Source organism: Nocardia sp. FBN12, assembly GCF_054031145.1.
Map to the genome: position 1 here is coordinate 4,288,594 of NZ_CM132926.1, position 21,593 is coordinate 4,310,186.

The window sequence follows — 21,593 nt, forward strand, 5'->3', positions numbered from 1 at the left end:
GACCATTCGAAGCCGACCGCGACCGGGCGGCCCACACGGGTTGGCCGCCGATCAGCTCAGCGCGAGGCGCATGACGAACAGTTGCAGCCCGTCGTGGGTGGCCCAATCCCGTTCCGGGACACCGACGAAGCCGAGCCGTTCATAGATGCGGTGGGCGTCGACCATCGAGAACATGGTGGTGAGCGCGACCGCTTCGTAGCCGCCTGATTTCGCCTCGTCGATGACGGCGCGCACCAGCCGGGTACCGACACCGAGTCCACGCGCCTGCTTCGAGACCGCGAGCATCCGGAACTCGAGTTCCCCGGGCCGGGCGATCTCCGCATACGGTGTGCCGGGCTTCGCGACAGTCAGCGAGCCGACAACCCGTCCCTCGTGCACCGCGACGAGCACCTCGGCCTCGGCCGCCCGATGCGCGACGTCACCGAGTTCGCGCACGTAGTCGTCCCCGTCGGTGACGTATCCGTCGCCCACATAGACCTCGACGGTCAGCGCGGCGATCGCGTCGTACTCGTCGGGGTGAGCGGGGCGGATCTGCAGTCCGGTGGCCTGGTCTTCGATGCCGTACATCCCGAAATGATCCCACCTGGACATTTGTGAGCGTCGACTCACCCAGCCCTCGCGAGACCGGTGCGGGTGCTCAGGAACCCGAGTAGGGGCGCTGGCCGGGGTGGTCGGGGTACCAGTCGTCGGGGTTGCGTGGTGGGTAGACAACGGCGAGGTGGTCGCCGACGGCGGGCCAGCGGGCCGCGTCCCAGGCGAAGCGGCGGTAGACGACCTGGCCCGCGACCGTGGGGCCGGTGAGGGTGCCGGTGATCGTTACGTAGTGCTCGCCGGTCATCGCGGGCAGTGGGCTGACGCCGGTCACCGACAGCGCCCCCTGCTCGAGGTTCGATCCACGTCCGCGGCTGCGCCCCGCGGCAACGGCGCCGATCGTCACCACCAGCATCGTCACCAGCGCTGCCGCCATCACCACTTCGAGCATGCGCCCATGCTAGGCCCCCGGCATTCTCGTGCGGTTGCCCGCCGTTCGGCGACTCGCTACAGCGGCGCGAGTTCGCTGACTCCCCGCTCGCGACGCAGCTGCCAGACCGCGGTGCGGGTGCGCTGGGAGCGACCGTTGCCACGGTCGATCAGGGCACGGTTGGCGGTGGTGTAGATCAGTTGTGCGCCACGGGCATTGGTTTCCGGGTTCTGGAACAGCTGGACGAGGCGGTCGGTCTCCTCGACCGGCAGGCCGGCGCCGAGATCGTCGACGGCGAGCACCTGTCCGGTGTCGAGGGCTTCCAGCATCGCGGGCAGCACACGCAGCAGCGAACGGGTGGCGGTGGATTCGTCGGCGAGTTCGAACGGGACGTCGATGCCCTCGTGCACCAGGCTCAGGCCTGCCCCGCGCCGATCCACCATGCGCCGGTACAGCGCGTCACGCGCCGCGCGCAGGGTGCTCAGTTCGCGTTCGACGAGGAGCTGCTCCGGGTGGTCGAGATGGCCTGCCAGCGCGCCGATTTCGGCATCGAGATCACGCAGGTAGTCGGCGTACATCGGATCGTGTTCGGCGACGAGCAGATCCTCGATTCCGAGATCCGCGGTGCGCAGCAGCATCAACAGACGCGCGGCGTTGTCGGGTGAGCGGGAGATGTGGCTGCCGAGATCGTGCGCGAGGGCGTCGGTGTCGACCTCGCCCTGCTGCACAGTCAGATTCGCGGCGAACCAGCGATAGGCGGGCACCAGCGCCTCGGCGTACATCTGGCCCGCCAGACTCAACAGCAGCGCGTTGGGCCGGAGCAACGGCACCAGGGCCGACACCCCGTACCGGGCCGCCTCGAACATGGGGCCGATCTTGACCTCGTCACCATCGCGCTCGAACACGATCCGCTTGCGCGAGCGCGGATGCGTGTACAACCACTCCGCGACCACATCGGCATTGTCGAGCCGGAACCCATAGGTATACGGCACCCCCTCGGCAACGAACCCGGCGACGAATTCCGTTGGGCGATCGCCGAACCCGAGATGCGGCCGCCGCACCGGGCCCGCGTAGGGATCCCACCCGCTCACCGAATTCAGCACGGCATCGCGCATCTGCCCGAGCGCGTCGATCAAGCTGGTCTTGCCTGCCGCCGCCACCCCGTGCACCGCCGTCACGGGCACCGCCAACGGCCCGGCCCCCTTGGTCAGGCGCAATTGCTGAGCCTGTGCCAGCGATCCGTGGTTCGTCACCTGAAAACTACGCAGCAAGGGCTGACCCGCCTCTCCGAGATTCATGGCCAGACTAAGGGACTTCGATTCTTCTCGATGCGGCAGGCGGTCCAGCGGCAGCGCCCCGGCCACTACTTCGAGGTTTGCCGCGCCACCGGGCCCGCCGGTCCCGTAGTCTGGCCAAAATTCGCGAAGAGACAGGACAGTGTGATGGCGGTTCGGGTGATGGTTCGCGCAGTGGTCGTCGCGGCGGTGACGGCCGGAGCGTTGGTGCCGGCGGCGCTGGTCGGTGCGCCCAGTGCGATGGCTGATCCGTGCCCGAACGGGACCGCGCGAGTGTTCCTGGGGAACTCGACCAACTCTTGTCAGGGCGCGGGGTCGGTGTCCTACACCGACGGGCCGGTGTCGAAGGTGTGCTCGATGGCCGGTACCGATGTGACGGTCGAGATTCGGACCAACATCAAGAAGCGGCCGCTGCGCACCCAGGAGCTCAGCAACGGGCAGTGCGCGTCGTTCGATATCAAGACCCAGATCGGCAACACGGTCACCGTCACCCCGAACTGACGCGAACCGGGCTGTTCGCGTCGGCGACCGGCTAGGTTTCCACGACCGGCTCGGTCCTGACCGCGTCCGGACCGCCATCGAGCAGCAGCCGGAAGCCGTCTTCGTCGAGGATCTGGACGCCGAGTTCTTCCGCCTTGGCGGCCTTCGAACCGGGTGCCTCGCCGATCACGACGAACGCGGTTTTCTTCGATACCGAGCCCGCCGCCTTGCCGCCGCGGACGAGGATCGCTTCCTTCGCGCCGTCGCGGGTGAAGGTTTGCAGCGAGCCGGTGACGACGATCGACAACCCTTCGAGGTTGCGTTCGATCGAGGTATCGCGCTCGTCTGCCATCCGAACCCCGGCCGCTCGCCACTTGTCGACGATCGCGCGATGCCAGTCGACGGTGAACCATTCGACGACCGCCGCGGCGATGGTGGGGCCGACACCGTCGGTGGCCGAGAGTTCTTCGCCGGTAGCGGCTTCGATGCGGTCGAGACCGGCGAATTCGGCGGCCAACGCACGCGCCGCGGTCGGGCCGACGTGGCGAATGGACAGTGCCACGAGCACACGCCACAGCGGAGTGTCCTTGGCGGCGTCGAGGTTGTCGAGCAGCCGGGCGCCGTTGGCCGAGAGGGCGCCGTCCTGTTTGGTGAACAGCGGCACGCCGAGCAGATCTTGCGCGTCGAGGGCGAAGAGGTCACCTTCGTCGGTGATCGCGCCCGAGGTGAGCAGGGCGTTGGCCGCCTCGTAGCCGAGGGCCTCGATGTCGAAGGCGCCACGACCCGCCAGATGGAATACGCGTTCGCGCAGCTGGGCCGGGCAGTACTGCTGGTTGGGGCAGCGGATATCGGCGTCGCCCGCTTTGGCGGGGGCGAGTTCGGTGGCGCATTCGGGGCAGTGCGTCGGCATGACGAAGGCGCGTTCGTCGCCGGTGCGGGCATCGACGACGGGGCCGAGGACCTCGGGGATCACGTCACCGGCCTTGCGGATGGTGACGGTGTCGCCGATCAGCACGCCTTTGCGCTGCACCTCGGAGGCGTTGTGCAAGGTGGCCATCGAGACGGTCGAGCCGGCGATCGAGACCGGCGCCATCACCGCGAACGGGGTGACCCGACCGGTGCGGCCGACGTTCACCGCGATGTCGAGCAGCGTGGTGGTGGCTTCTTCGGGCGGGTACTTGTAGGCGATGGCCCAGCGCGGGGCGCGCGAGGTGGAGCCGAGGCGGCGTTGCAAGGCCATCTCGTCGACCTTGATCACCTGGCCGTCGATCTCGTGCTCGATGTCGTGGCGGTGCTCGCCCCAGTAGGCGACCCGCTCGATGACCGCGTCGATGCCCTTGACCAGGCGAGTGTGCTCGGAGACCGGCAGGCCCCACGCGGCGAGGGCCCGGTAGGCCTCGTGCTGGGAGGCCGGGCGGTATCCCTCCATGCGGCCGAAGCCGTGGCAGATCATCCGCAGCCGACGCTGGGCGGTGATCGCGGGATTCTTCTGGCGCAGCGATCCGGCGGCGGTATTGCGCGGATTCGCGTACGGCGGTTTGCCTTCGGCGACGATCTGGGCGTTCAGTGTCGCGAAGTCCTCGAGCCGGAAGTACACCTCGCCACGCACTTCGAGAAGCTCGGGGATCGGGAACTCTCCGGTCGCGGTGAGTTCGGTGGGGATGTCGTCGATGGTCCGCGCGTTGAGGGTGACGTCCTCGCCCGTTCGCCCGTCGCCACGCGTAGCCCCACGCACCAGTCTGCCGTTCTCATACACCAGGTTCAGCGCGACACCGTCGATCTTGACCTCACACAGATAATGCAGGTCGGAGCCGGTTTCGGCTTCCACCCGGCTCGCCCAGGCACGCAGCTCGCCGAAGTCGAACACATTGTCCAGCGACAACATTCGCTCGAGATGGTCGACCGCGGTGAACTCGGTCGCGAATCCCCCGCCGACCAGCTGGGTGGGCGAATCCGGAGTCCGCAGATCCGGCTGCGCGTCCTCGAGCGCTTGCAGCTCGCGCAGCAACGTGTCGAACTCGCCGTCGGTGATGATCGGCGCGTCCCGCACGTAGTAGCGGAACTGATGCTCGCGCACCTCGTCAGCCAGCTCCTGCCACCGCACCCGCTGCTCGGGCGTGGCCGCTTCGGCACTCACGGACACCGCGCTGTCGTTCTCGCTCACCCACTCGAGATTAGTCGAGCCCACCGACACTTCCGGCGACCATCACCGCACGTCGCAGGGCGCGTTCCGGTCGTTGCGGGGCGTTCGCCCGGTCAGCTACTCCGGCGACCACTCCGGGTCCTCGACGAAGGCGCGGGCGACGTCGGTGGTGAGCGCCAGAGCCTTGCGAGCCCAGGGCAACGGTGCCGCCGCGAGACCGCAGGCGGGAGTGACCAGGATTTGGGTGGCCAGGGTGGAGCGAGGGAAGCCGAGGCGGTCGATCAGGCGGACGGCGGGCTCGGCGACGTCGCGCCAGGTGATGGGCGCGACCGGGGGCTCCGACGGGGTGAGACCGAGCGCGACCTTCTTGCCGGAGTCGATGATCTCGCCGAGGGCGTCGAGGCCGGCGGTGGTGATCGTCGAGGCGTCGAAGGAGATCGCGGCGGCGGCCGTTCGGCCCAGAGTGGCGAGCGGCGGGCGAGAAGCACAGGTGTGCAACAGGATCGGGGCCGACTGGGCAGCGATGACGGTGTCGAGGATGTGCAGGGCTTCCGGTTCCGGCAGCGCACGGATGGTGTTCAGGATGCTCGGGCCCCGCAGGGAGCCGTCGAGGACCGTGTTCAGCTGGGGTTCGTCGAGTTGGATGATCACCTCGGCGCCCAGCCGTTTGCGGATCTCGGCGGCGTGCCGGGCCAGTCCTTCGGCGAGAGATTCCGAAAGATCGCGCACCGCACCGGAATCGGTGAGAATACGGTGTCCGCCGGGCAGTTCGACCTCGGCCGCGAGGGTGAGCGGACCAGCGGACTGGATCTTCACCACCTGCCCGGAACCCACCAGACCCGCTGTCTCCCAAGCCTCTTCGATGGCGTCGAGGTCGGCATGCATGAGGTCGCGCGCGCGTCGCGAGACGCCGGTCGGGCGGGGGGCCAGGCGGTAACCGCGGGTGGTGGAATCGAAGAGCAGGTCGACCAGCAGCGCCGACACACGGCCGATCATGTCGGCGCCGATGCCACGCTCCGGCAGTTCGACCAGGTGCGGCAGGACGGGCAGTTCCCCGATGATCGTGGCCGCGGCCTCGCGCGGATCCGTGCCTGGCCATGAGCCGATGCCGGTGGCCGTGCCGCCGACGAGCAGGTCGACAGGCTCCGGCGCGACGTCCTGCCGGTCGTTCTCGCTTCGCCAGAGTGTCACGCGCTCAACACCTTTCGATTCATCGAACATCGGCCAGCACCCGGTCGGTGCGAACGCAACGCCCGCCAGGCCATTTTGCCCGCACCACTTCGGCCGACCCACACCAGTCCGGCGCGACTCCGACGAATCAGGCCGAAGCGTCGACGGCGTCCGCGGAAATCCCGGTGCGGTCGGTGCCGTTGATGGTGCCGCTGCCGATCACGGTGTCGCCACCGTCGGAATCGGGCAGATACAGCACGATGGCCTGACCCTTCGCGACGCCGGTGAGCGGCTCACCGAGGCGGGCGATGAAGCCGTCACCCTGGGGCTCGACCACCGCGGGGGCGGTGCCACCGTGCGCGCGAACCTGCACGACGCATTCGACAGACGCGGTCGGGCGGACGCCGGAGGTCCAGATCGCGCGGTCGGCGGTGATGACGTCGACCTGCAGGTCCTCGACCGAACCGACCTTGACCGTGCCCGAATCGGGATCGATCCCGGTCACATAACGCGGCTTGCCGTCCGCGGCCGTGTGGCTCAGGCCGAGGCCCTTGCGCTGGCCGACGGTGAATCCGTGCACACCCTCGTGATTGCCGAGCACCGTGCCGTCGGAATCGACCAGCGCACCGGGCCGGATACCGATCTTGGCGCCGAGGAACGCGCGCGTGTCGCCGGAGGGGATGAAGCAGATGTCGTGGCTGTCGGGCTTGTTCGCCACCGCCAGCCCACGCTCGGCGGCTTCCTCGCGGATGCGGGGCTTGGGGGTGTCGCCGACCGGGAACATCGCCCGGGCGAGCTGCTCGGCGGTGAGCACCGCCAAGACATAGGACTGGTCCTTGTCCGCGTCGACGGCACGGCGCAGCACGCCCTCGTCGAGGCGGGCGTAGTGCCCGGTGACGACGGCGTCGAAGCCGAGCGCGGCGGCGCGGTCGGCCAGCGCGGAGAACTTGATCTTCTCGTTGCAGCGCAGGCACGGGTTCGGGGTCTCCCCCGCGGCATACGCGGCGACGAAGTCGTCGATCACGTCTTCCTTGAAGCGATCGGCGAAATCCCAGACGTAGAACGGGATTCCGAGCACATCGGCGGCGCGACGCGCGTCACCGGCGTCCTCCTTGGAGCAGCAACCACGCGAACCGGTACGCAGGGTGCCCGGGCTCGCCGACAGCGCCAGATGCACCCCGACCACCTCGTGCCCCGCGTCCACGGCCCGCGCCGCGGCCACCGCGGAATCGACACCACCACTCATCGCGGCGAGAACTCGCATCAGGCACCTCCTCTAGCGCCGGCCAGGCCTGCGGCCCTGGCCCGATCGATGACCTGCGGGAGCACGGTCAACAGTGTTTCGACATCGGTTTCGGTCGACGTGTGACCGAGCGTGAAGCGCAGCGAACTGCGCGCCTGCCACGGTTGCACACCCATCGCGATCAGCACATGGCTGGGCGATGCGACGCCCGCGTTGCAGGCCGAACCGGTGGAGCATTCGACACCGGCGGCGTCGAGCAGCATGAGCAGCGAGTCGCCCTCGCAACCGGGGAACGTGAAGTGGGCACTGCCGGGCAACCGGTCCGCGGGACCGTTGAGGACCGCGTCGGGCACCGCCAGCTGGACTCCGGTGATCAGCTTGTCGCGCAGCACACGCAAGTGCTGAGCGCGTGCGGGCAGGTCTGCCACGCCGTCGCGCAGGGCGGCGGCCAGCCCGATCGCCGCGGCCACATCAGAGGTACCGGACCGCAGGTCACGTTCGTGTCCACCGCCGTGCACCAGCGGCACACACGGCACGTTCCGGCCCAGCAGCAGCACGCCGATCCCGTGCGGACCGCCCACCTTGTGTCCGGCCACACTGAGCGCGGCCAGCCCACTCGCGGCGAAATCGATCGGAACCTGCGTCACCGCCTGAATGGCGTCACTGTGCATCGGAATATCGAATTCCTGTGCGACAGCGGCTAATTCGACGATCGGCTCGATGGTCCCGACCTCGTTGTTGGCCCACATCACACTGACCAGCGCCACCTCGTCGGCATGCGCGGCGAGCACCTCACGCAACACCTGCGGCGAGACAACACCCTCGGCGTCGACCGGCAACCAGCTGACCTGCGCGCCCTCGTGCTTCTCGAGCCACTCCACCGCGTCGAGCACCGCGTGATGCTCGACCGCGCTGGTCACGATCCTGGTACGCCGCGGATCAGCCGCCCGCCGCCCCCAGAAGATCCCCTTGACGGCCAGATTGTCGCTCTCGGTCCCCCCGGAAGTGAAGATCACCTCGGACGGTCGAGCCCCCAGATCAGCCGCGATCGACTCGCGCGCCTCTTCGAGAGACCGCCGCGCCGCCCGCCCCGACCCGTGCAGCGACGACGCGTTCCCGACCGCCCCAAGGGCAGCCGTCATCGCCTCGACGGCGGCAGGCAACATCGGAGTGGTCGCCGCGTGATCGAGGTAGACCGTCTTGGGCACACCGTTGACCGGACCCGAATAAGCCGACTTCATGACCGACAAAGCCTATACCACCGCTGACCTGGTCATCTTCGGGGTCCACCCCTGCTTTCTACGATTTTTCTACGATTCACCCAGGACTTCCAACACGGGTATCACCTATCTGTATTCCTGGATCCACGACAAGGGCCTGATGAGACGGTCGAGTCGGTCGGGTCGGAAGGATGCAGAGCGGGTGTCGCACGACGATCCTCATCGGCACCGCAGACAAGGAAATGAGAGGTTCCGCACGCTGCTCGAACGGCACGGCGGTGGCGGCCCCGCACGGCGGGCCGTCGCGGAGGCCGTCTGGAGGACTTCAGTTGGCCAAGAATCGCCTACGCGCCTGCCCGCTTTGGTGCCCAGTTATCCGTCAAGTAGTCCGCTCTGAGGAGCAGGCAGAGTCTCGCATTTGCCTCTACATTTCGGAGGGTTATGGATGTCACCGCTTTCGAGGTGGGATCTGTGAGCTGCCTGTCTGGTTCGAGGTGCTGCCTGGCCGCGTGGACTGTCCGATGTAGTGCTGCATCGACGGGGAACTCGGCGGCCAGGTCGTCGAAGTGCTGATCGATCCAGCGGCGACCGGCGTCGGTGATGCGGGCGTAGCGCTGCCGCCGCCCCGTCGACGGCAGATGGAGCGATCCTTGATAGCGTCGCCGGGTTGTTCCGGACCGGAAAGTTTCAGCGGGCGCACTACTCATTGTCGATCAACAGCGGGCCGAAGGGGGGAGATGTCATGGCAGACGCACAGACACCGCCGACCGCGTTCGCGGTCGTCCCGGCAGAGGTTTCTGATGCAGGCAAGTTCGTCCAGCAGACCGCAACGGCGCTGGTGAACGGAATCAGGTCGGCGGACAGCGAGATACAAGGTTTGATGTCGACCTGGAAGGGACGCGCGGCCAGTGCCTACCTCGCGGGTTGGGATGAAGCGCGAGACGGAGCTGTCGATGTGCTCGAGGCATTGGAGACGATGGCCGAACTGTTGGGCGTCACCGCAGTCTCCGCCGCCGGGGTGGACGACCGCAATGCGGCCGACACCGCCGCCATCGCCAGTTCGCTCGACCTTCCCTGAACGTCTGAGATAGGAACACGACATCATGGCAGATGACGGCAGCTTCAAGGTCGACCTCGAGCACCTGGACACGGTCACTGCACGCATCGCGGGACTGGTTGGCTTCGTCGAGGACTCGCTAGCCGGGCTCGATGCCCGCATCGCGGCGACACACCAGAACTGGACCGGCAAGGCAGCGACTGCCCATGCCGCTGCGCACACCGAATGGATGACCGCGGCCACCGAGGTCCGTGAAGGCGTCGAGGAAATGCGTGCGGCCGCAGTCGCCGCGCACAGCCACTACAACGACGCCGTGGCGGCGAACCTGCACATGTTGAAGCGGTGACGGCACTCGCCATCGCGCCGCAGGTCTACTACGACGCCGCTACCACGCTCAACAACGCTGCCGCCGCCTTCTACACCGAGATCGACGGCAAATGGGCAGACCTCAGCAGCAACGGCGCTGCGATGGCCGGAACCTACGAAGAGGCCCGCAAGTGGGCCACCTCCTACGATGACCGCGCGTTCGAAGTGCTCAACACCGCGCGCGGCGTCGCCGAGGCCGTTGATGCCTACGCGACGGTACTGCGGCAGATGGGACACAACCACGCCATCGCCGAGTACAACGCCACCATGCGCGACTCGGCAACGGCTCCCGCGCCCCCTGGCGAGCCGGCAGGGGCGGGATTCTACGTGTGCAAGGTGCCGTTGCCATCGGCCGGTGGCTCCACCAACGGCCTGGTCGATGACGGAGTGGTGAAGATCGCCGAAGCGGTCGGAATCACCATCCCCAACGGCGATACCACGAAACTCGAGACAACCGCGGGTATCTGGACCCAGATCCAATCCCTGCCCGCGGTCGCCAACCTTGTCCCCGAGTTGGACCGGGCGGCACAGATGTTCGCCGAGATCACCAGCCCCGAGACCGACGTTATCGACGCCGACTTCACGCAGCTGAAGAACGCTGCGACCACACTGATCGCCGCCTTCGGTGAACTATCGACCTCACTCCGTGAGCACAAGAGCGACCTGGACACCCTTCGCGAAGAACTCGTCAGAGAGCTAGCGAAGATGGGTCAGGACATCGTCGAAGAGTTGGCGAAAGAGATCGTCATCTCCGTCGCTATCGGGGTTCTCGCCTCAACGGTCACGTTCGGCATCGGCGCCCTGGTCGCCAGTGGGCGAATCGCCCACATCGTGGCGAAGTTCGCAGTCCCGATCGGCAGGCTCGCGAATGCGTTCAAGGCGGGCAGGATCGCCCGCGGCGTCAGCAAAGGACAAGACCTCGCACCGCACAATCTGAACCTACGAGAAATCGCGAAACTTCGCGACAAGACAAAAACCCCCGGCACGAACGGCAAGAAGCCATCGGGTTCCGGTGCACCGACGCAATTGAGTCAACGCGAAATTGACGAGATCGCAGACTACACCGGATCAACCCATCAGAAGCTCAACGGGGAATTGCGGTCGGGCGAGGTGACCCCTGCAACACAACAGCGGGTCGATACGCTGAATAGCGCATTGGACAAAATGCCGGACTACCGAGGCGGGGTCACTCGCGTGACCGATCTCCCCCCGGAAGTCCTGGCGAAATATAAGGAAGGCGGATCTGTGACAGAAGATGCCTTCACCAGTACGTCACCACTTGCCAACGGCGGCGGCGTTCGGTCAGGGCAGGTGGAGATGCAGATCTTCTCCAAGACCGGCAAGGACATCACTGAGCATAGCGCGCCCGGAAATCCCGAAGTTCTGTTCCGCTCCGGGACCGAATTCAATGTCACCAAGCGTTACTATGATTGGAATACTGGTCGTACCGTAATTCAGATGATTGAGAAATAGAAATCGCCCAAAAAGGAAAGGGTCGGATGATGACAGAAGAAAGAATTGCTGGAAAAACATTCAAGGATACGCAGGATAATCCGCCTAGCCCGGAGCTTCTGACAGAGGCAGAAGCCGCATTCGCCAAACTCAACGCAGATCGTGCCCTCACGCCGGTGTCCGGAGAGGAGGAGCCCGAACGGTTCCATGACGATATGGTCGGCACTGAATACGAAGACTGGTATCGGCAGAAGCGCGCCCAAAGGGCGAACCGAGATCAGTAGGGCGGGGCTTGTCACGAGCTGGGCTGGGCACGTAGCCGCCCGAGACCGCCTTCGCAGACCCACGACGGGCCGCGTCGTGGTCGGGATGGCCGAGAGGTAGCCGGTAGTCAGTCGCCCCCCACGACGAAGAGTTCGACCCGATCGGCAACCCGATCAACTCCTGAACGACACACGGCTCATCCCAACCGCCGGTCTGCGCATCTGAAAGGTTCTCGACATCGTGACGAGGTGGAAGTGGCGTTCGACCCCAGCTATTGATCGGGTCGGACTGATGCTCGATTCACTCGACGGACTGTCCGTCGGCGATGCGCTGGGTGCGCAGTTCTTCATCATGGGACGATCGCTGTCGAGCCTTCGATCGGGCAATCCCCCGCTGGGACCGTGGGACTGGACCGATGACACCGAGATGGCCTGCAGCGTGGTCGCCCAACTCCACCGGTACCAGGAGATCGACCAGGATCGACTCGCGGCGGGTTTCGCGCGCCGGTTCTCACCAGAGCGCGACTACGGACATGCAACTGTCACCACGCTTCGGCGAATCCGCGACGGCAAACCCTGGAAAGAGACAGCAGGCGCGGCATTCGAGGGTCAAGGTTCCTGCGGCAACGGTGCTGCCATGCGGGTCGCCCCGCTCGGGGCGTACTTCTACGATGACCCGCAACGGGTCGTTACCGAAGCCATCCGGTCGGCACAAGTCACCCACATGAACCACGAAGGAGTGAGCGGCGCCGTCGCGGTAGCAGTCGCCGCGGGACAGGCCGCGCACCTCCGCGGCACCCGAAATTCGTGCACGCCAACGGAATTCCTCACCACCGTGCTGGGCCATCTCGAACCGGGTGAGACAACGCACGGCATCGGCCGCGCTCGCGCCCTGGTCGGCACAACCGTCGCCGAGGCCGCACACGAATTGGGCAACGGCTCCAGAGTGAAAGCCCAAGACACCGTGCCCTTCGCGTTATGGGCCGCCGCAACATATCTCGACGACTACCCGGCAGCGGTCGCCGCGTGCATCGAAGCAGACGGTGACATCGACACCACCTGCGCGATTACCGGGGGCATCGTCGCGGCCTACACCGGCACCGCTACCGAGACCGGCGTACCCCAGAATTGGCTCGCGGCCCGCGAACCGCTACCGGCCTGGGTCGCCACGATCGATCGCTCACGCCGTCGACCTTGATTCCAACGGATCAGCCTCGCCGACTCGACGAGGCACCTACCGCCAGGTTCGGTCGAGGGACACGTGTCATCGAGTCCGAGCGGCCATGCTGCCCTGCGGGTCGCAACCCAACCGTTCGGCGACCTCGGAAATGTTCCCGGCCAAGGCCACGCGCAGCAGCCGACGCCCCGCCCCGATCACTGATCGCCTACGACCACTGACCAGGCTTCGGACTCACTCGTTCAGCGCACGAGTTCGATCACGGCGGCGAGTTTGTCCATGTTGTGTTCGAGCACGGTGATGTAGTTGATCCCATAGGTTTTGCGACGTTCGCGCAGTCGCTCGGCCATCTGCTCCGGTGTGCCGACGAGCACAGCGATCAAATCGTCCAGCTCCGTCGAGTCGGTTGCGGGCAAGTAGGGCACGAGTCGCAGTAACGCCTCGTCGCGCTCGTGCGGTTCGATCAGCGCCTGGATCAGCAAATTCACCTCGGTGCTGGCGGCCCGCACGCCGAGCAACTCCCGCAGATAGGCGACCCGGTCGGCGGCCTCCGCGGTACCGGCCAACGTCAGCGTTCCGCTGTCAGCGGTTCCGGCTCCGGTGAGGGCGATGATGTCGGCGTGCTCGGCGGCGACGCGCAGCATGCGATCACCCCACCCCGCGATCAGCAAGGGCGGGCCGCCCGCCTGTGCGGGCTGCGGCTGGTAGCCGGGGTCGGAGTAGAGCCGCCGCAGGGTGGTCGCGGTCTCGCCCACCAACTCGACGCGTCGCCCTGCGCTGGGAAACGGGATACCAGCGGCCTCGAACTCGTCTTTGACGTAGCCCGCGCCGAGACCCAATTCCACTCGCCCGCCGCTCAACCCGTCGACCGTCGCGACATCGCGCGCCAACAGCACCGGATTGTAGAACGGCACGTTGAGCACGAAGGTGTTCAATCGCACCCGCTCGGTGACTTCGGCGGCGAGCATCATGGCGGGGAACGGTGCGGGCATACCCAGGTGGTCCGGAACGCCGATGACGTCATACCCGAGCGTCTCGGCCCTCCTGCATTTTTCGATCCACACGTCCCGCGAACCCGTGGACATCATGTTCACACCGAATCGAAACCCGTTGTCTACACCCATCTTTCCTTTCTACCCCGCCATGTTGTCGTAATACCCGAAATACCTTGTGGCCGGTTTGTTTTCGCTGGTCGATGCGGGGGTCCGGTAGCTTCGAAGTATGGCAGCTTCGACACCTCCGGACAGCTCTGGCCATGCCGCGGCGTACGATCCGATCGCGGAAGCTTACGCCGCGGAAAATGCGACCGGTCTTCTCAACGAGTACTACAACAGGCCTGCGATCCGTGATCTGCTCGGTGACGTCTCCGGCAAGCACGTGCTGGACGTGGGGTGTGGCTCCGGTCCAACGCTCGTCGACTTGATCAAGGGCGGAGCTACTGCCGTCGGAATCGACGGCAGCGAGGCTCTCATCGACATCGCCCGTGACCGCGTCGGAAGCGCCACACAGCTGTACGTCGCAGATCTAGCTGAGCCGTTGCCATTCGACGACTCCACCTTCGACGATGTCGTGTGCTCGCTGACGCTCCACTATCTCGAGGACTGGCATTCCCCGTTGACGGAGATCCGACGGGTGATCAAGCCCGGAGGCCGCCTGATCCTGTCTGTGGAGCATCCGCTTGTCATGTGGTTCACCGACCTCCAGGCAGGCAACACGACGAACTACTTCGCCACGCGGCCACGGCATGTGACGGACATGGCGGGGCAGGACGCCGACCTGACGTTTTGGGACCGGTCGCTGTCGACGATGTTCAAGACATTCTTCGACACCGGATTTCGAGTGACCCACCTCGATGAGCCTGGTCCCGCACCGGAGGCGCTGGAGCGGTTTCCAGAATTCTTCGACGACAAGGATGACCCCCGATTTCTGGCCTTCCTGTTCCTGGTCCTGGTCCCGGTGGACGAAGCAGAGTCCGGTGGTGCGCGCTTGTAGGCTCCACGCATCAACGATTCGATGTGGGGGTAGGCATTGGCAGGCAACGGATTACGCCGAATCGCAGTGGCCCTGGCCATGGCGGTGGTCGCAGCGGCTAGTGGTACTGGGCTAGCCGCCCCGCAGGTGCCGACAGTGGTGAGCGTGGACCTGCCCGCACCGACCGGCCCGTCCTCGGTCGGGGTCACCGAATGGCATCTGGTCGACAGCACCCGCACCGATCCGTGGATCGGCGGGCCGCGGGAAGTGCTGGCCCAGATCTGGTATCCCGCCGAGAACACCGCGGCCGAGACCGCACCGTGGATGCCGCCTGGCGCGTCGGCCGAACAGGAGGAATTCCTCAGCGAGCTCGGCATTCCCGCCGGGTCCTGGACCCTCGCACCGAGCCATAGCCGCCGCGACGCACCAGCGCGCACGCGCGATGGCGGGTTCCCGGTCCTGCTGAACTCTCCCGGAATGGGCGACGCCACCGGCTGGAGCATTGCCCAGGCCGAGGACCTCGCCAGCCACGGCTACGTGGTCGTCGCCCTCAACCACACCCACGAAGCGTTCGCCGTCCAGTTCCCCGACGGCCGCACTGCCCCGACACAGGTACCGCTGGACTCCCCCCAGGAGGTTCTGCGCGACCTGCTGCTCCCCACCCGGGTGGCCGACACCCGCTTCGTCCTCGACGAACTGACCGCCGCCCACACCGGCGAGCGGCTCACGACGGCGCTGCCGACCGGACTCATCCAGAATCTGGACCCGAGCCGGGTGGCGATGTTCGGGCACTCACTCGGCGGATCGACCACCATGCAAGCCCTGCACGAGGACCCCCGGATCCGGGCGGGTGTGAACTTCGACGGCCCGGTACTCGGATCCGTCGCCGAGGGCGGTATCGACCAGCCGCTGCTGATGCTGGCCAGCGAGTTCTCACCGTGGTTCGACGCGCCGGGCTGGGAGCCGTACTGGCATCACAACATCGGGCTGAAAGTCCCGCTGCGGGTACGGGGAACTCAGCACATGTCGTTCTGCGACCAGCAACTGATCCTTGTCCGTCTCGCCGATACTGGGCTGCTGTCCGGTGAGGTGCGACAGAAGGCGGTCGGTGCCATCGACCCGTCCCGCTCGATCGACCTGCAGCGCACCTATCTACGTACTTGGTTCGACACCGTCTTCGGCCGCGGCGACCTGACCACAACGATCGCCGGCCTGGCGCAACCGGAAGTGGTGCCGTACCCATAGATCGACGGGAGTCACAGTGTTCGAGAACGACCGTCTGTCCGACTCTGAACACGCCGAGCGTCCCGACGGCTTTCCCTGAACTGCCATAGATCTCAGCGATCGACCGCCCGGAGAACGCGAGGGGTCGGTGTGGTGGATGCGGGTGTCAGGCTGGCGAGTCACGCGTCGTCGAGCTGACGGCGGAACCAGTCGGCCACGAAATCCGTGCGTTCGGCCGAGTGGTTGTAGATGGTGTGCTCGCCGTCCGCCCAGACCCGCAGCGACGAGTCGGCAGACAGGTCGAGGAACGCGCGCTGCTGGTCCAGTGTGATCAGCGGGTCGGCCTCGCCGTGTAGTACGAGCACGGCCGCTGCGGTGCGGTCGACAGCCGGGTCGATCCAGAGCGTGCGGAAGACGGCGGCGGCCGCATCGTCGGTGCCGACACCTAGCAGGGCTTGCGACTGCTCGCGGGCGGTACGGAACGGTGCGGGTTCCGGTCGCGAGGGTGCGCCGTTGACACAAAGCGCTCCGAAGCGACTGTCGTGGAGGGCGGCACGCGCGGCGATCAATCCGCCGAAGCTGTTGCCCCACACCCCGGCTGGGCCGTCGAAACCTGTGCGTTCGTGCACAGCGTCGAGCGTCGCGCTGAACGCCTCGTCCGCGTGTTCGTCGAGGTGCAGACCGTGGAAGATCCGTGTCTCGCCCTGGCCGGGAGCCTCGAGCAGGACCGCGGACAGCCCCCGCCGGGCGAGGGCTGCGGCCTGCCGATGGTAGGCCGGTCCCCATCCACTCTGTCCGCCCACGATGATGACCGTCGGGGTCGGGTGATCCGTGCGAGGACGGACGAACCACGCGTTGCAGTGGCGCGACCTGTGCGGGATCGCCAGCCGTTCGATGCGCAGTTCGGTGTCGAGATGGGCCGCGTCCTGGTATGCCCGCGACAGCCGGCCGTACAGCGAGCGCTTGGCGGCGTTGTCGTAGTTATAAGCCATCTGGGCGGCGACCAGTGCTGCCGCCGCCCACCGGTAGCAGTCGACCGCCGTTTCGACATTGCCGTGTTCGGCAGCGGCCGCGGCGCGGGCGAGCTGAGCTTCGGCGAGTGCGGCCGCCGTGTCGTCCCAGGGTTGGGTGGCCGGTGCACCGGCGAGTTGGGTCGCATCCCAATGATCCATGCCGTAATCGAGCATCCGGGTCAGAGTCATCGAGCGCAGGAGCGCTGCCCGTGTCTTGACGGCGTCCGCTGGTTCCTGGGATTCTTCGGTGAGTTCGGTCATGAGGCTCCGATAGTCGAGGGCCGAACCGGCATCAGCGGCGGTCGAGCGGGTGGACGGGATCGGCGGCGACGATCGTATTGCGAAGACTCCCGAGCCCTTCGATGGTGGCGACGACCTCGTCGCCCTCCTGCAGCCACGGGTAGGCCTCTTCGCTGTGTGTGCGGGACAGCTCGAGAATGCAGCCCGTTCCGCACGTGCCCGATCCGATGACATCTCCCGGCCGGACCTGGGTTCCGCGCGAGGCATACGCGATCATCTGCGGGAACGACCAGTGGACATCGGCCCAATTCGCCTCGGTGTAGAGCCGGCCGTTGACCGTCAGCGTCATGGCCCGGTCGAAGCCGTAGCCCGCGGCGAACGGAGCGAGTTCGTCGGCGGTCACCAGGTAGGGCCCGAGACCGGTAGCAGTGTCCTTACCCTTGACCGGGCCCATGGACAGTGTCATCTCACGCTGCTGCACGTCGCGACCGCTCCAATCGTTGAGGACGCAGTAGCCGATGATGTGATCGGCTGCCTCCTCGACGGTGAGGTTGGCGCCCGCCTTGCCGACAACCGCCGCCACCTCGAGCTCGAAGTCGAACTTTGTGGCTCCCGGGGTCATGGGGATCTCGCCGTCGCCGCGGAACGCGTACGGATTGGAGAAGTAGAAGACGGGGATCTCGTACCAGGTGGGGTCCATCTCGAGCCCACGCCAGGCGCGCCCGGCCCGGACGTGTTGTTCGAAGGCGTAGAAGTCCCGGAAGGTGGGAGGTGTCTGCAGCGGCGAAAGGATCCGCACGTCCACGGGATCCACTTCCTCGCCGGAAGCCGCTGCCTCGCGTCCGGCTGCCAGCAGTGCCGCCTCGCCGGACTCGATCAGCGGCAGGAGGTCGGCGTAGCCGGGCAGGACACGGAAGCCGGTTGCGGCGACGACCGCTACCTGGACCGCACCGTCGGTGCGGGCGAATCGAACGAATTTCATTGTGCGACCTTTCCGTTCGTGACGGTGCCCTGCGGCGCCGCGTGCTCGTGGGTCCACCGCTCGTAGCTTTCCTCGGTGAACCCGACGGTTCCGTACTTGTCCACCGAAGCGCGGATGGCGGCCATGAGTTCCTTTGCCGGGGTTTCGATATCGATGGTCTCGACGAACGGCTGGCGCGCCACCAGGCCGGTCCGCCAATACACCTCGGCCCGATTGCCTTCGGGGTCGAAGAAGTACACACCGACGGCGTTGCCGTGGGACACGATCATGTCGAACTCGGTCCGGTGCTCCCGCAGCTGGCGATACAGCCCGAGCAGATCATCGAACGTCTCGCAACGGAACGAGATCTGCTGGATCAAGCGGCCGTCGCGGGGCACGTCGCGCCCCTTCGCGAGCAGGAGTTCGTGGTGCTCGTCGTCGGGACGAGCGGAGAGGAAGTAGTTACCGAGGACGGGGTCGTGATCGGTGACGACCAGCCCGAGCACCTCGGTGTAGAACGCGAGTTGCCTGTCCACGTCGAGGCAGCGGATGCCGACGTGACCGAGCTCTGCGACCTTCCGTCTGGGGTTGTCGATGTGCGCGCACATGGAGCGTGTCCTTTTCAGCGATGAGCGGTCGATGACCCTCGACCTCCAGCTATTCTGTTCAGCAGACACTGTTCTTGTCAATAGAACATTTGCGATCACCCTCCGCATACACGGTTCTGCACAACAGAATGATTTCGCCGGGTCCGTGATACGGTGCGACCGCCACCGGGCGTGGTCTTCATTCGTCTCATCACCGTGGAGGGCTCCGATGGCGGCGCTGGCAAGCTATCCGATCGAGTCGGTGGAGAATGCCGCCCGCGTCCTGCTGATGCTGCGCGGCCAGCGCGTTCTCCGCGTGGCCGAGGTCGCCGCGGAGCTGGGCATCGCCCGGTCCAGCGCCCATCGCATGCTCACCACGCTGCAGTCCCAAGGGCTGCTGCGCCAGGATTCCGCGACGCGCGGCTATGCCGCAGGCCCTCAGCTCGTGCAGCTCGGTATCGCGGTCATCGGCGCGAACGACCTGCGGGCGGAGGCGCGGCCGACACTGGAGCGGCTCTGCCACGATATCGGCGAGACGGCGCACCTGATCGTGCTCGATGGCGCGACGATCGTGTTCCTGGACGGCGTCGAGGGGCGATTCGCGATCCGCGCCGCGGAACGGACCGGAGACCGGGCGCCCGCGCACGCGGCGGCGGCGGGCAAGGTGCTGCTGGCCTCGTTGACCGGCGAAGAGCTGCGGGAACGATATCCGGGGAGCCGCATTCAGGGCGGCACGGCCGAAGCGGTGAGCAGCCGGCGCAAGCTCGAAGAAGCACTCGAGACCGTCCGCGGGCAGGGTTACGCGGTGAACCTCGGCGAGAGCGAGTTGGGTCTGCATGCCATCGCAGCCCCGGTTCGCGATGCGGCAGGCAATGTCCGCGCCGCCATCAGCATCTCCGGGCCGTCGTTCCGGCTGACCGAGGACAAGCTGGTCGGTCACGCTCGCGCGTTACTCGAGGCGACCGACCGGCTCAGCGCGACGCTGAGCTAGCGACCGTTTCAGGTCAGCGAGAGCGCCGGTCCCAGCGAGGCGAGCAGTGCCGGCACCTCGGCGAGCTCGGACGCCGAACCGAGGACATAGAAGTCCGGGCGAACCAGTACCGCGATTACGCCGGCCTCCTTCATCCACCGGCTGAACGTCTCACCGTCCTCATAGAGCCCGTGCGGGGAGTTCACGACCACCGAGCGCAGGCCGATCGAGCTCTCGAGCTCGGCGACCGCCGCGCAGGCGGCCGCGTCGAGTTCGACAAGGCTGAAGAGGGTGAACCCGTTGCCGAGGATGTCGTCGCAGCGGCTGGTCCGGCCCTCCGCCGTGCGCAGCAGCGGCTGGACACCGAGGTAGCCGGCCAGCGGCTCGCCGGCCCGAAATCCCGCCCCGACCGGCGGCTGGAACGGCGGTGGCAGTTCGGTCCCGGTACGCAGGGCCTCGCGGCGTTGCGCCGCGCGTACCGGATCGGTCTCGCAGACGACGGTCCCGATCCGGATCGACTCCTCGATGTACGCCAAGACCTGCGGCCTGCGCGAGGCGGTGTACAGATCCAGTAGCCGCGGGTCCGCGGCTCCGCTCAGGATCAGGTCGAGAATCCAGGCGAGCGTCGCGGCGTCGCGAATACCGGAGCTCATACCTTGTCCCAGGAAGGGCGGCATGACGTGCGCGGCGTCGCCCGCCAACAGGACAGGTCCGGCGCGGAACGTCTGCGCCACAATGGATCTGAACTGGTAGACGGTCTGCCGGATGAGCTCGCCCTGGTCCGGCCCGATCCACGGCCGCAGCAGCTTCCACACATTTTCCGGAGTCGCCATCGCCGCGGGATCATCGCCGTCAACGAGCATGAACTCCCAGCGAAAGTATCGCTGGGCCACCCGGCCCATGTGACTCGGCCGCGCAGGGTTCAAGACCTGTCCTGTGTGCGGAATGTCGAGGGCGGGTGCGCCGGGCTTCGGGCGGATATCGGCGACCAGCCAGTCCCCGCGAAAGCCCAAGTCCTCGGTGCCGATCTCGCACAGGTCCCGTACCACGCTGTTCGCGCCGTCCGCGCCGACGGCGTACCGAGCGGTGACGACGGCACCGTTCGCCATGGTCACCGCGACGTGGTCATCGTGGCGGCGGAGGTCGACGACGGCGTTGCCGAAGCGGAGGTCCACCGTGGGAATCTCTCGGACCGCCGCGTCGATGACTTCCTCGAGTTCGGGTTGGTAGAAGTGATACGACGCGTCCCACCCGGACGGTGCATCCCATGCCCGTGGTAGCCGGGCGAGCACCTCCCCGCCGGGATCGAGAAATTCGTACAGTCGCGCGGGATCGGCGATACGACCGACCGCGTCGGCGGTGCCCATCGCCTGGAAGATTCGCATGATCTCGTGGTCGAAGTGACCGGCACGCGGCGTCTCGTAGCGGCCGGAACGCCGTTCGCAGACGATGACGCGGTGTCCCGCCCTGCCGAGCAGGGCTGCCAGGCTCTGGCCGACGGGGCCGTACCCCACGATCAGGACGTCCGCGTCCAGAGGATCAGCTGCGGTGGTGTGGGGAGTCATGTGCTGCGGCCTTTCGCCTTGCCGTCGTCGACCCATCGCGCGGCCGGCGGGCCGCACGGGACTCGCACCGCGACAGCGGTCGAGTGCGAGCATCCGCCATTCTGTTTAGCAGAACATGTTCTGTCAAGCAGAGCGGCGCCTCCGCGATTCTCCCGGAGTTGTCCCTGGCGGACACCCCTTGCATGGGTTGCGAATGTGTTCTATCTTACAGATCACGTTCTGGTGAACAGACAAT

The 21,593-nt window shown here is 66.7% G+C and carries 21 protein-coding genes; 9 read left to right on the forward strand and 12 right to left on the reverse strand.

Annotated features, from left to right (window positions below):
* Positions 1–51 precede the first annotated feature (51 nt).
* The 3 genes from ACWZHB_RS20405 to ACWZHB_RS20415 are packed head-to-tail and all read right to left on the reverse strand — an operon-like array spanning position 52 to position 2,259.
* Complete coding sequence (locus ACWZHB_RS20405) at positions 52–591, reverse strand: GNAT family N-acetyltransferase (protein WP_427903446.1); 540 nt, start codon at positions 589–591, stop codon at positions 52–54.
* 46 nt (positions 592–637) lie between these two features.
* Positions 638–982 carry a hypothetical protein gene (locus ACWZHB_RS20410; RefSeq protein ID WP_427903447.1) on the reverse strand — a complete coding sequence of 115 codons (345 nt, stop codon included), beginning with the start codon at positions 980–982 and terminating at the stop codon, positions 638–640.
* A 56-nt stretch (positions 983–1,038) separates the two neighbouring features.
* On the reverse strand, positions 1,039–2,259 hold the full coding sequence (locus tag ACWZHB_RS20415; protein ID WP_427903448.1) for an AAA family ATPase: 1,221 nt from the start codon (positions 2,257–2,259) through the stop codon (positions 1,039–1,041).
* Between the two features lie 159 nt (positions 2,260–2,418).
* On the opposite strand from ACWZHB_RS20415, the gene ACWZHB_RS20420 reads away from it, so the two are divergent.
* Positions 2,419–2,757: a hypothetical protein gene (locus tag ACWZHB_RS20420; RefSeq protein WP_427903449.1), complete on the forward strand. Its 339-nt coding sequence runs from the start codon at positions 2,419–2,421 to the stop codon at positions 2,755–2,757.
* Between the two features lie 31 nt (positions 2,758–2,788).
* Here ACWZHB_RS20420 and ligA read toward each other — a convergent pair whose 3' ends face one another.
* The 4 genes from ligA to ACWZHB_RS20440 form a co-directional block, all read right to left on the reverse strand.
* Positions 2,789–4,879, reverse strand: a complete 2,091-nt coding sequence (gene ligA, locus ACWZHB_RS20425) for an NAD-dependent DNA ligase LigA (RefSeq protein ID WP_427909238.1) — start codon at positions 4,877–4,879, stop codon at positions 2,789–2,791.
* Between the two features lie 117 nt (positions 4,880–4,996).
* Positions 4,997–6,013: a methionine synthase gene (locus tag ACWZHB_RS20430; RefSeq protein WP_427909239.1), complete on the reverse strand. Its 1,017-nt coding sequence runs from the start codon at positions 6,011–6,013 to the stop codon at positions 4,997–4,999.
* Between the two features lie 184 nt (positions 6,014–6,197).
* A complete protein-coding gene (gene mnmA / locus ACWZHB_RS20435) occupies positions 6,198–7,313 on the reverse strand; it encodes a tRNA 2-thiouridine(34) synthase MnmA (RefSeq protein WP_427903450.1) in 1,116 nt (371 codons plus the stop codon).
* Positions 7,313–8,533, reverse strand: coding sequence for a cysteine desulfurase family protein (locus ACWZHB_RS20440; protein WP_427903451.1), 1,221 nt, complete (start codon positions 8,531–8,533; stop codon positions 7,313–7,315). Before ACWZHB_RS20440 ends, mnmA begins: the two co-directional genes overlap by 1 nt.
* A gap of 721 nt (positions 8,534–9,254) precedes the next feature.
* Between ACWZHB_RS20440 and ACWZHB_RS20445 the strand changes: the two genes are divergently transcribed.
* From ACWZHB_RS20445 to ACWZHB_RS20465, 5 genes are all read left to right on the forward strand, one after another.
* On the forward strand, positions 9,255–9,590 hold the full coding sequence (locus ACWZHB_RS20445; protein ID WP_427903452.1) for a WXG100 family type VII secretion target: 336 nt from the start codon (positions 9,255–9,257) through the stop codon (positions 9,588–9,590).
* 25 nt (positions 9,591–9,615) lie between these two features.
* Positions 9,616–9,915, forward strand: coding sequence for a WXG100 family type VII secretion target (locus ACWZHB_RS20450; protein WP_427903453.1), 300 nt, complete (start codon positions 9,616–9,618; stop codon positions 9,913–9,915).
* Entirely contained in the window at positions 9,912–11,408 is a 1,497-nt protein-coding gene (locus tag ACWZHB_RS20455) for an ADP-ribosyltransferase (RefSeq protein ID WP_427903454.1), read from the forward strand. Before ACWZHB_RS20450 ends, ACWZHB_RS20455 begins: the two co-directional genes overlap by 4 nt.
* Before the next feature lie 26 nt (positions 11,409–11,434).
* Positions 11,435–11,671 carry a hypothetical protein gene (locus ACWZHB_RS20460; RefSeq protein WP_427903455.1) on the forward strand — a complete coding sequence of 79 codons (237 nt, stop codon included), beginning with the start codon at positions 11,435–11,437 and terminating at the stop codon, positions 11,669–11,671.
* A gap of 220 nt (positions 11,672–11,891) precedes the next feature.
* Positions 11,892–12,848: an ADP-ribosylglycohydrolase family protein gene (locus ACWZHB_RS20465; RefSeq protein ID WP_427903456.1), complete on the forward strand. Its 957-nt coding sequence runs from the start codon at positions 11,892–11,894 to the stop codon at positions 12,846–12,848.
* A gap of 221 nt (positions 12,849–13,069) precedes the next feature.
* Here ACWZHB_RS20465 and ACWZHB_RS20470 read toward each other — a convergent pair whose 3' ends face one another.
* Positions 13,070–13,951: an LLM class F420-dependent oxidoreductase gene (locus ACWZHB_RS20470; protein ID WP_427903457.1), complete on the reverse strand. Its 882-nt coding sequence runs from the start codon at positions 13,949–13,951 to the stop codon at positions 13,070–13,072.
* A 97-nt stretch (positions 13,952–14,048) separates the two neighbouring features.
* Here ACWZHB_RS20470 and ACWZHB_RS20475 point away from each other — a divergent pair, with 97 nt between their 5' ends.
* Together ACWZHB_RS20475 and ACWZHB_RS20480 are read left to right on the forward strand one after the other, a co-directional pair.
* On the forward strand, positions 14,049–14,819 hold the full coding sequence (locus ACWZHB_RS20475) for a class I SAM-dependent methyltransferase (protein ID WP_427903458.1): 771 nt from the start codon (positions 14,049–14,051) through the stop codon (positions 14,817–14,819).
* A gap of 138 nt (positions 14,820–14,957) precedes the next feature.
* Complete coding sequence (locus tag ACWZHB_RS20480; RefSeq protein WP_427903459.1) at positions 14,958–16,043, forward strand: alpha/beta hydrolase family protein; 1,086 nt, start codon at positions 14,958–14,960, stop codon at positions 16,041–16,043.
* 158 nt (positions 16,044–16,201) lie between these two features.
* Here the strand turns inward: ACWZHB_RS20480 and ACWZHB_RS20485 are convergent, their stop codons facing one another.
* Genes ACWZHB_RS20485 through ACWZHB_RS20495 form a run of 3 tightly spaced genes read right to left on the reverse strand, consistent with a single transcriptional unit; the run spans position 16,202 to position 18,844 of the window.
* A complete protein-coding gene (locus tag ACWZHB_RS20485) occupies positions 16,202–17,296 on the reverse strand; it encodes an alpha/beta hydrolase (protein WP_427903460.1) in 1,095 nt (364 codons plus the stop codon).
* A 31-nt stretch (positions 17,297–17,327) separates the two neighbouring features.
* The gene (locus ACWZHB_RS20490; protein ID WP_427903461.1) at positions 17,328–18,257 is read right to left on the reverse strand and encodes a fumarylacetoacetate hydrolase family protein; all 930 of its coding nucleotides are present in this window, start codon (positions 18,255–18,257) and stop codon (positions 17,328–17,330) included.
* The gene (locus tag ACWZHB_RS20495) at positions 18,254–18,844 is read right to left on the reverse strand and encodes a VOC family protein (protein WP_427903462.1); all 591 of its coding nucleotides are present in this window, start codon (positions 18,842–18,844) and stop codon (positions 18,254–18,256) included. Before ACWZHB_RS20495 ends, ACWZHB_RS20490 begins: the two co-directional genes overlap by 4 nt.
* Positions 18,845–19,052: 208 nt before the next feature.
* Here ACWZHB_RS20495 and ACWZHB_RS20500 point away from each other — a divergent pair, with 208 nt between their 5' ends.
* Positions 19,053–19,814, forward strand: a complete 762-nt coding sequence (locus ACWZHB_RS20500) for an IclR family transcriptional regulator (protein ID WP_427903463.1) — start codon at positions 19,053–19,055, stop codon at positions 19,812–19,814.
* 8 nt (positions 19,815–19,822) lie between these two features.
* Here ACWZHB_RS20500 and ACWZHB_RS20505 read toward each other — a convergent pair whose 3' ends face one another.
* Positions 19,823–21,358 carry a bifunctional 3-(3-hydroxy-phenyl)propionate/3-hydroxycinnamic acid hydroxylase gene (locus tag ACWZHB_RS20505; protein WP_427903464.1) on the reverse strand — a complete coding sequence of 512 codons (1,536 nt, stop codon included), beginning with the start codon at positions 21,356–21,358 and terminating at the stop codon, positions 19,823–19,825.
* Positions 21,359–21,593: the final 235 nt, after the last annotated feature.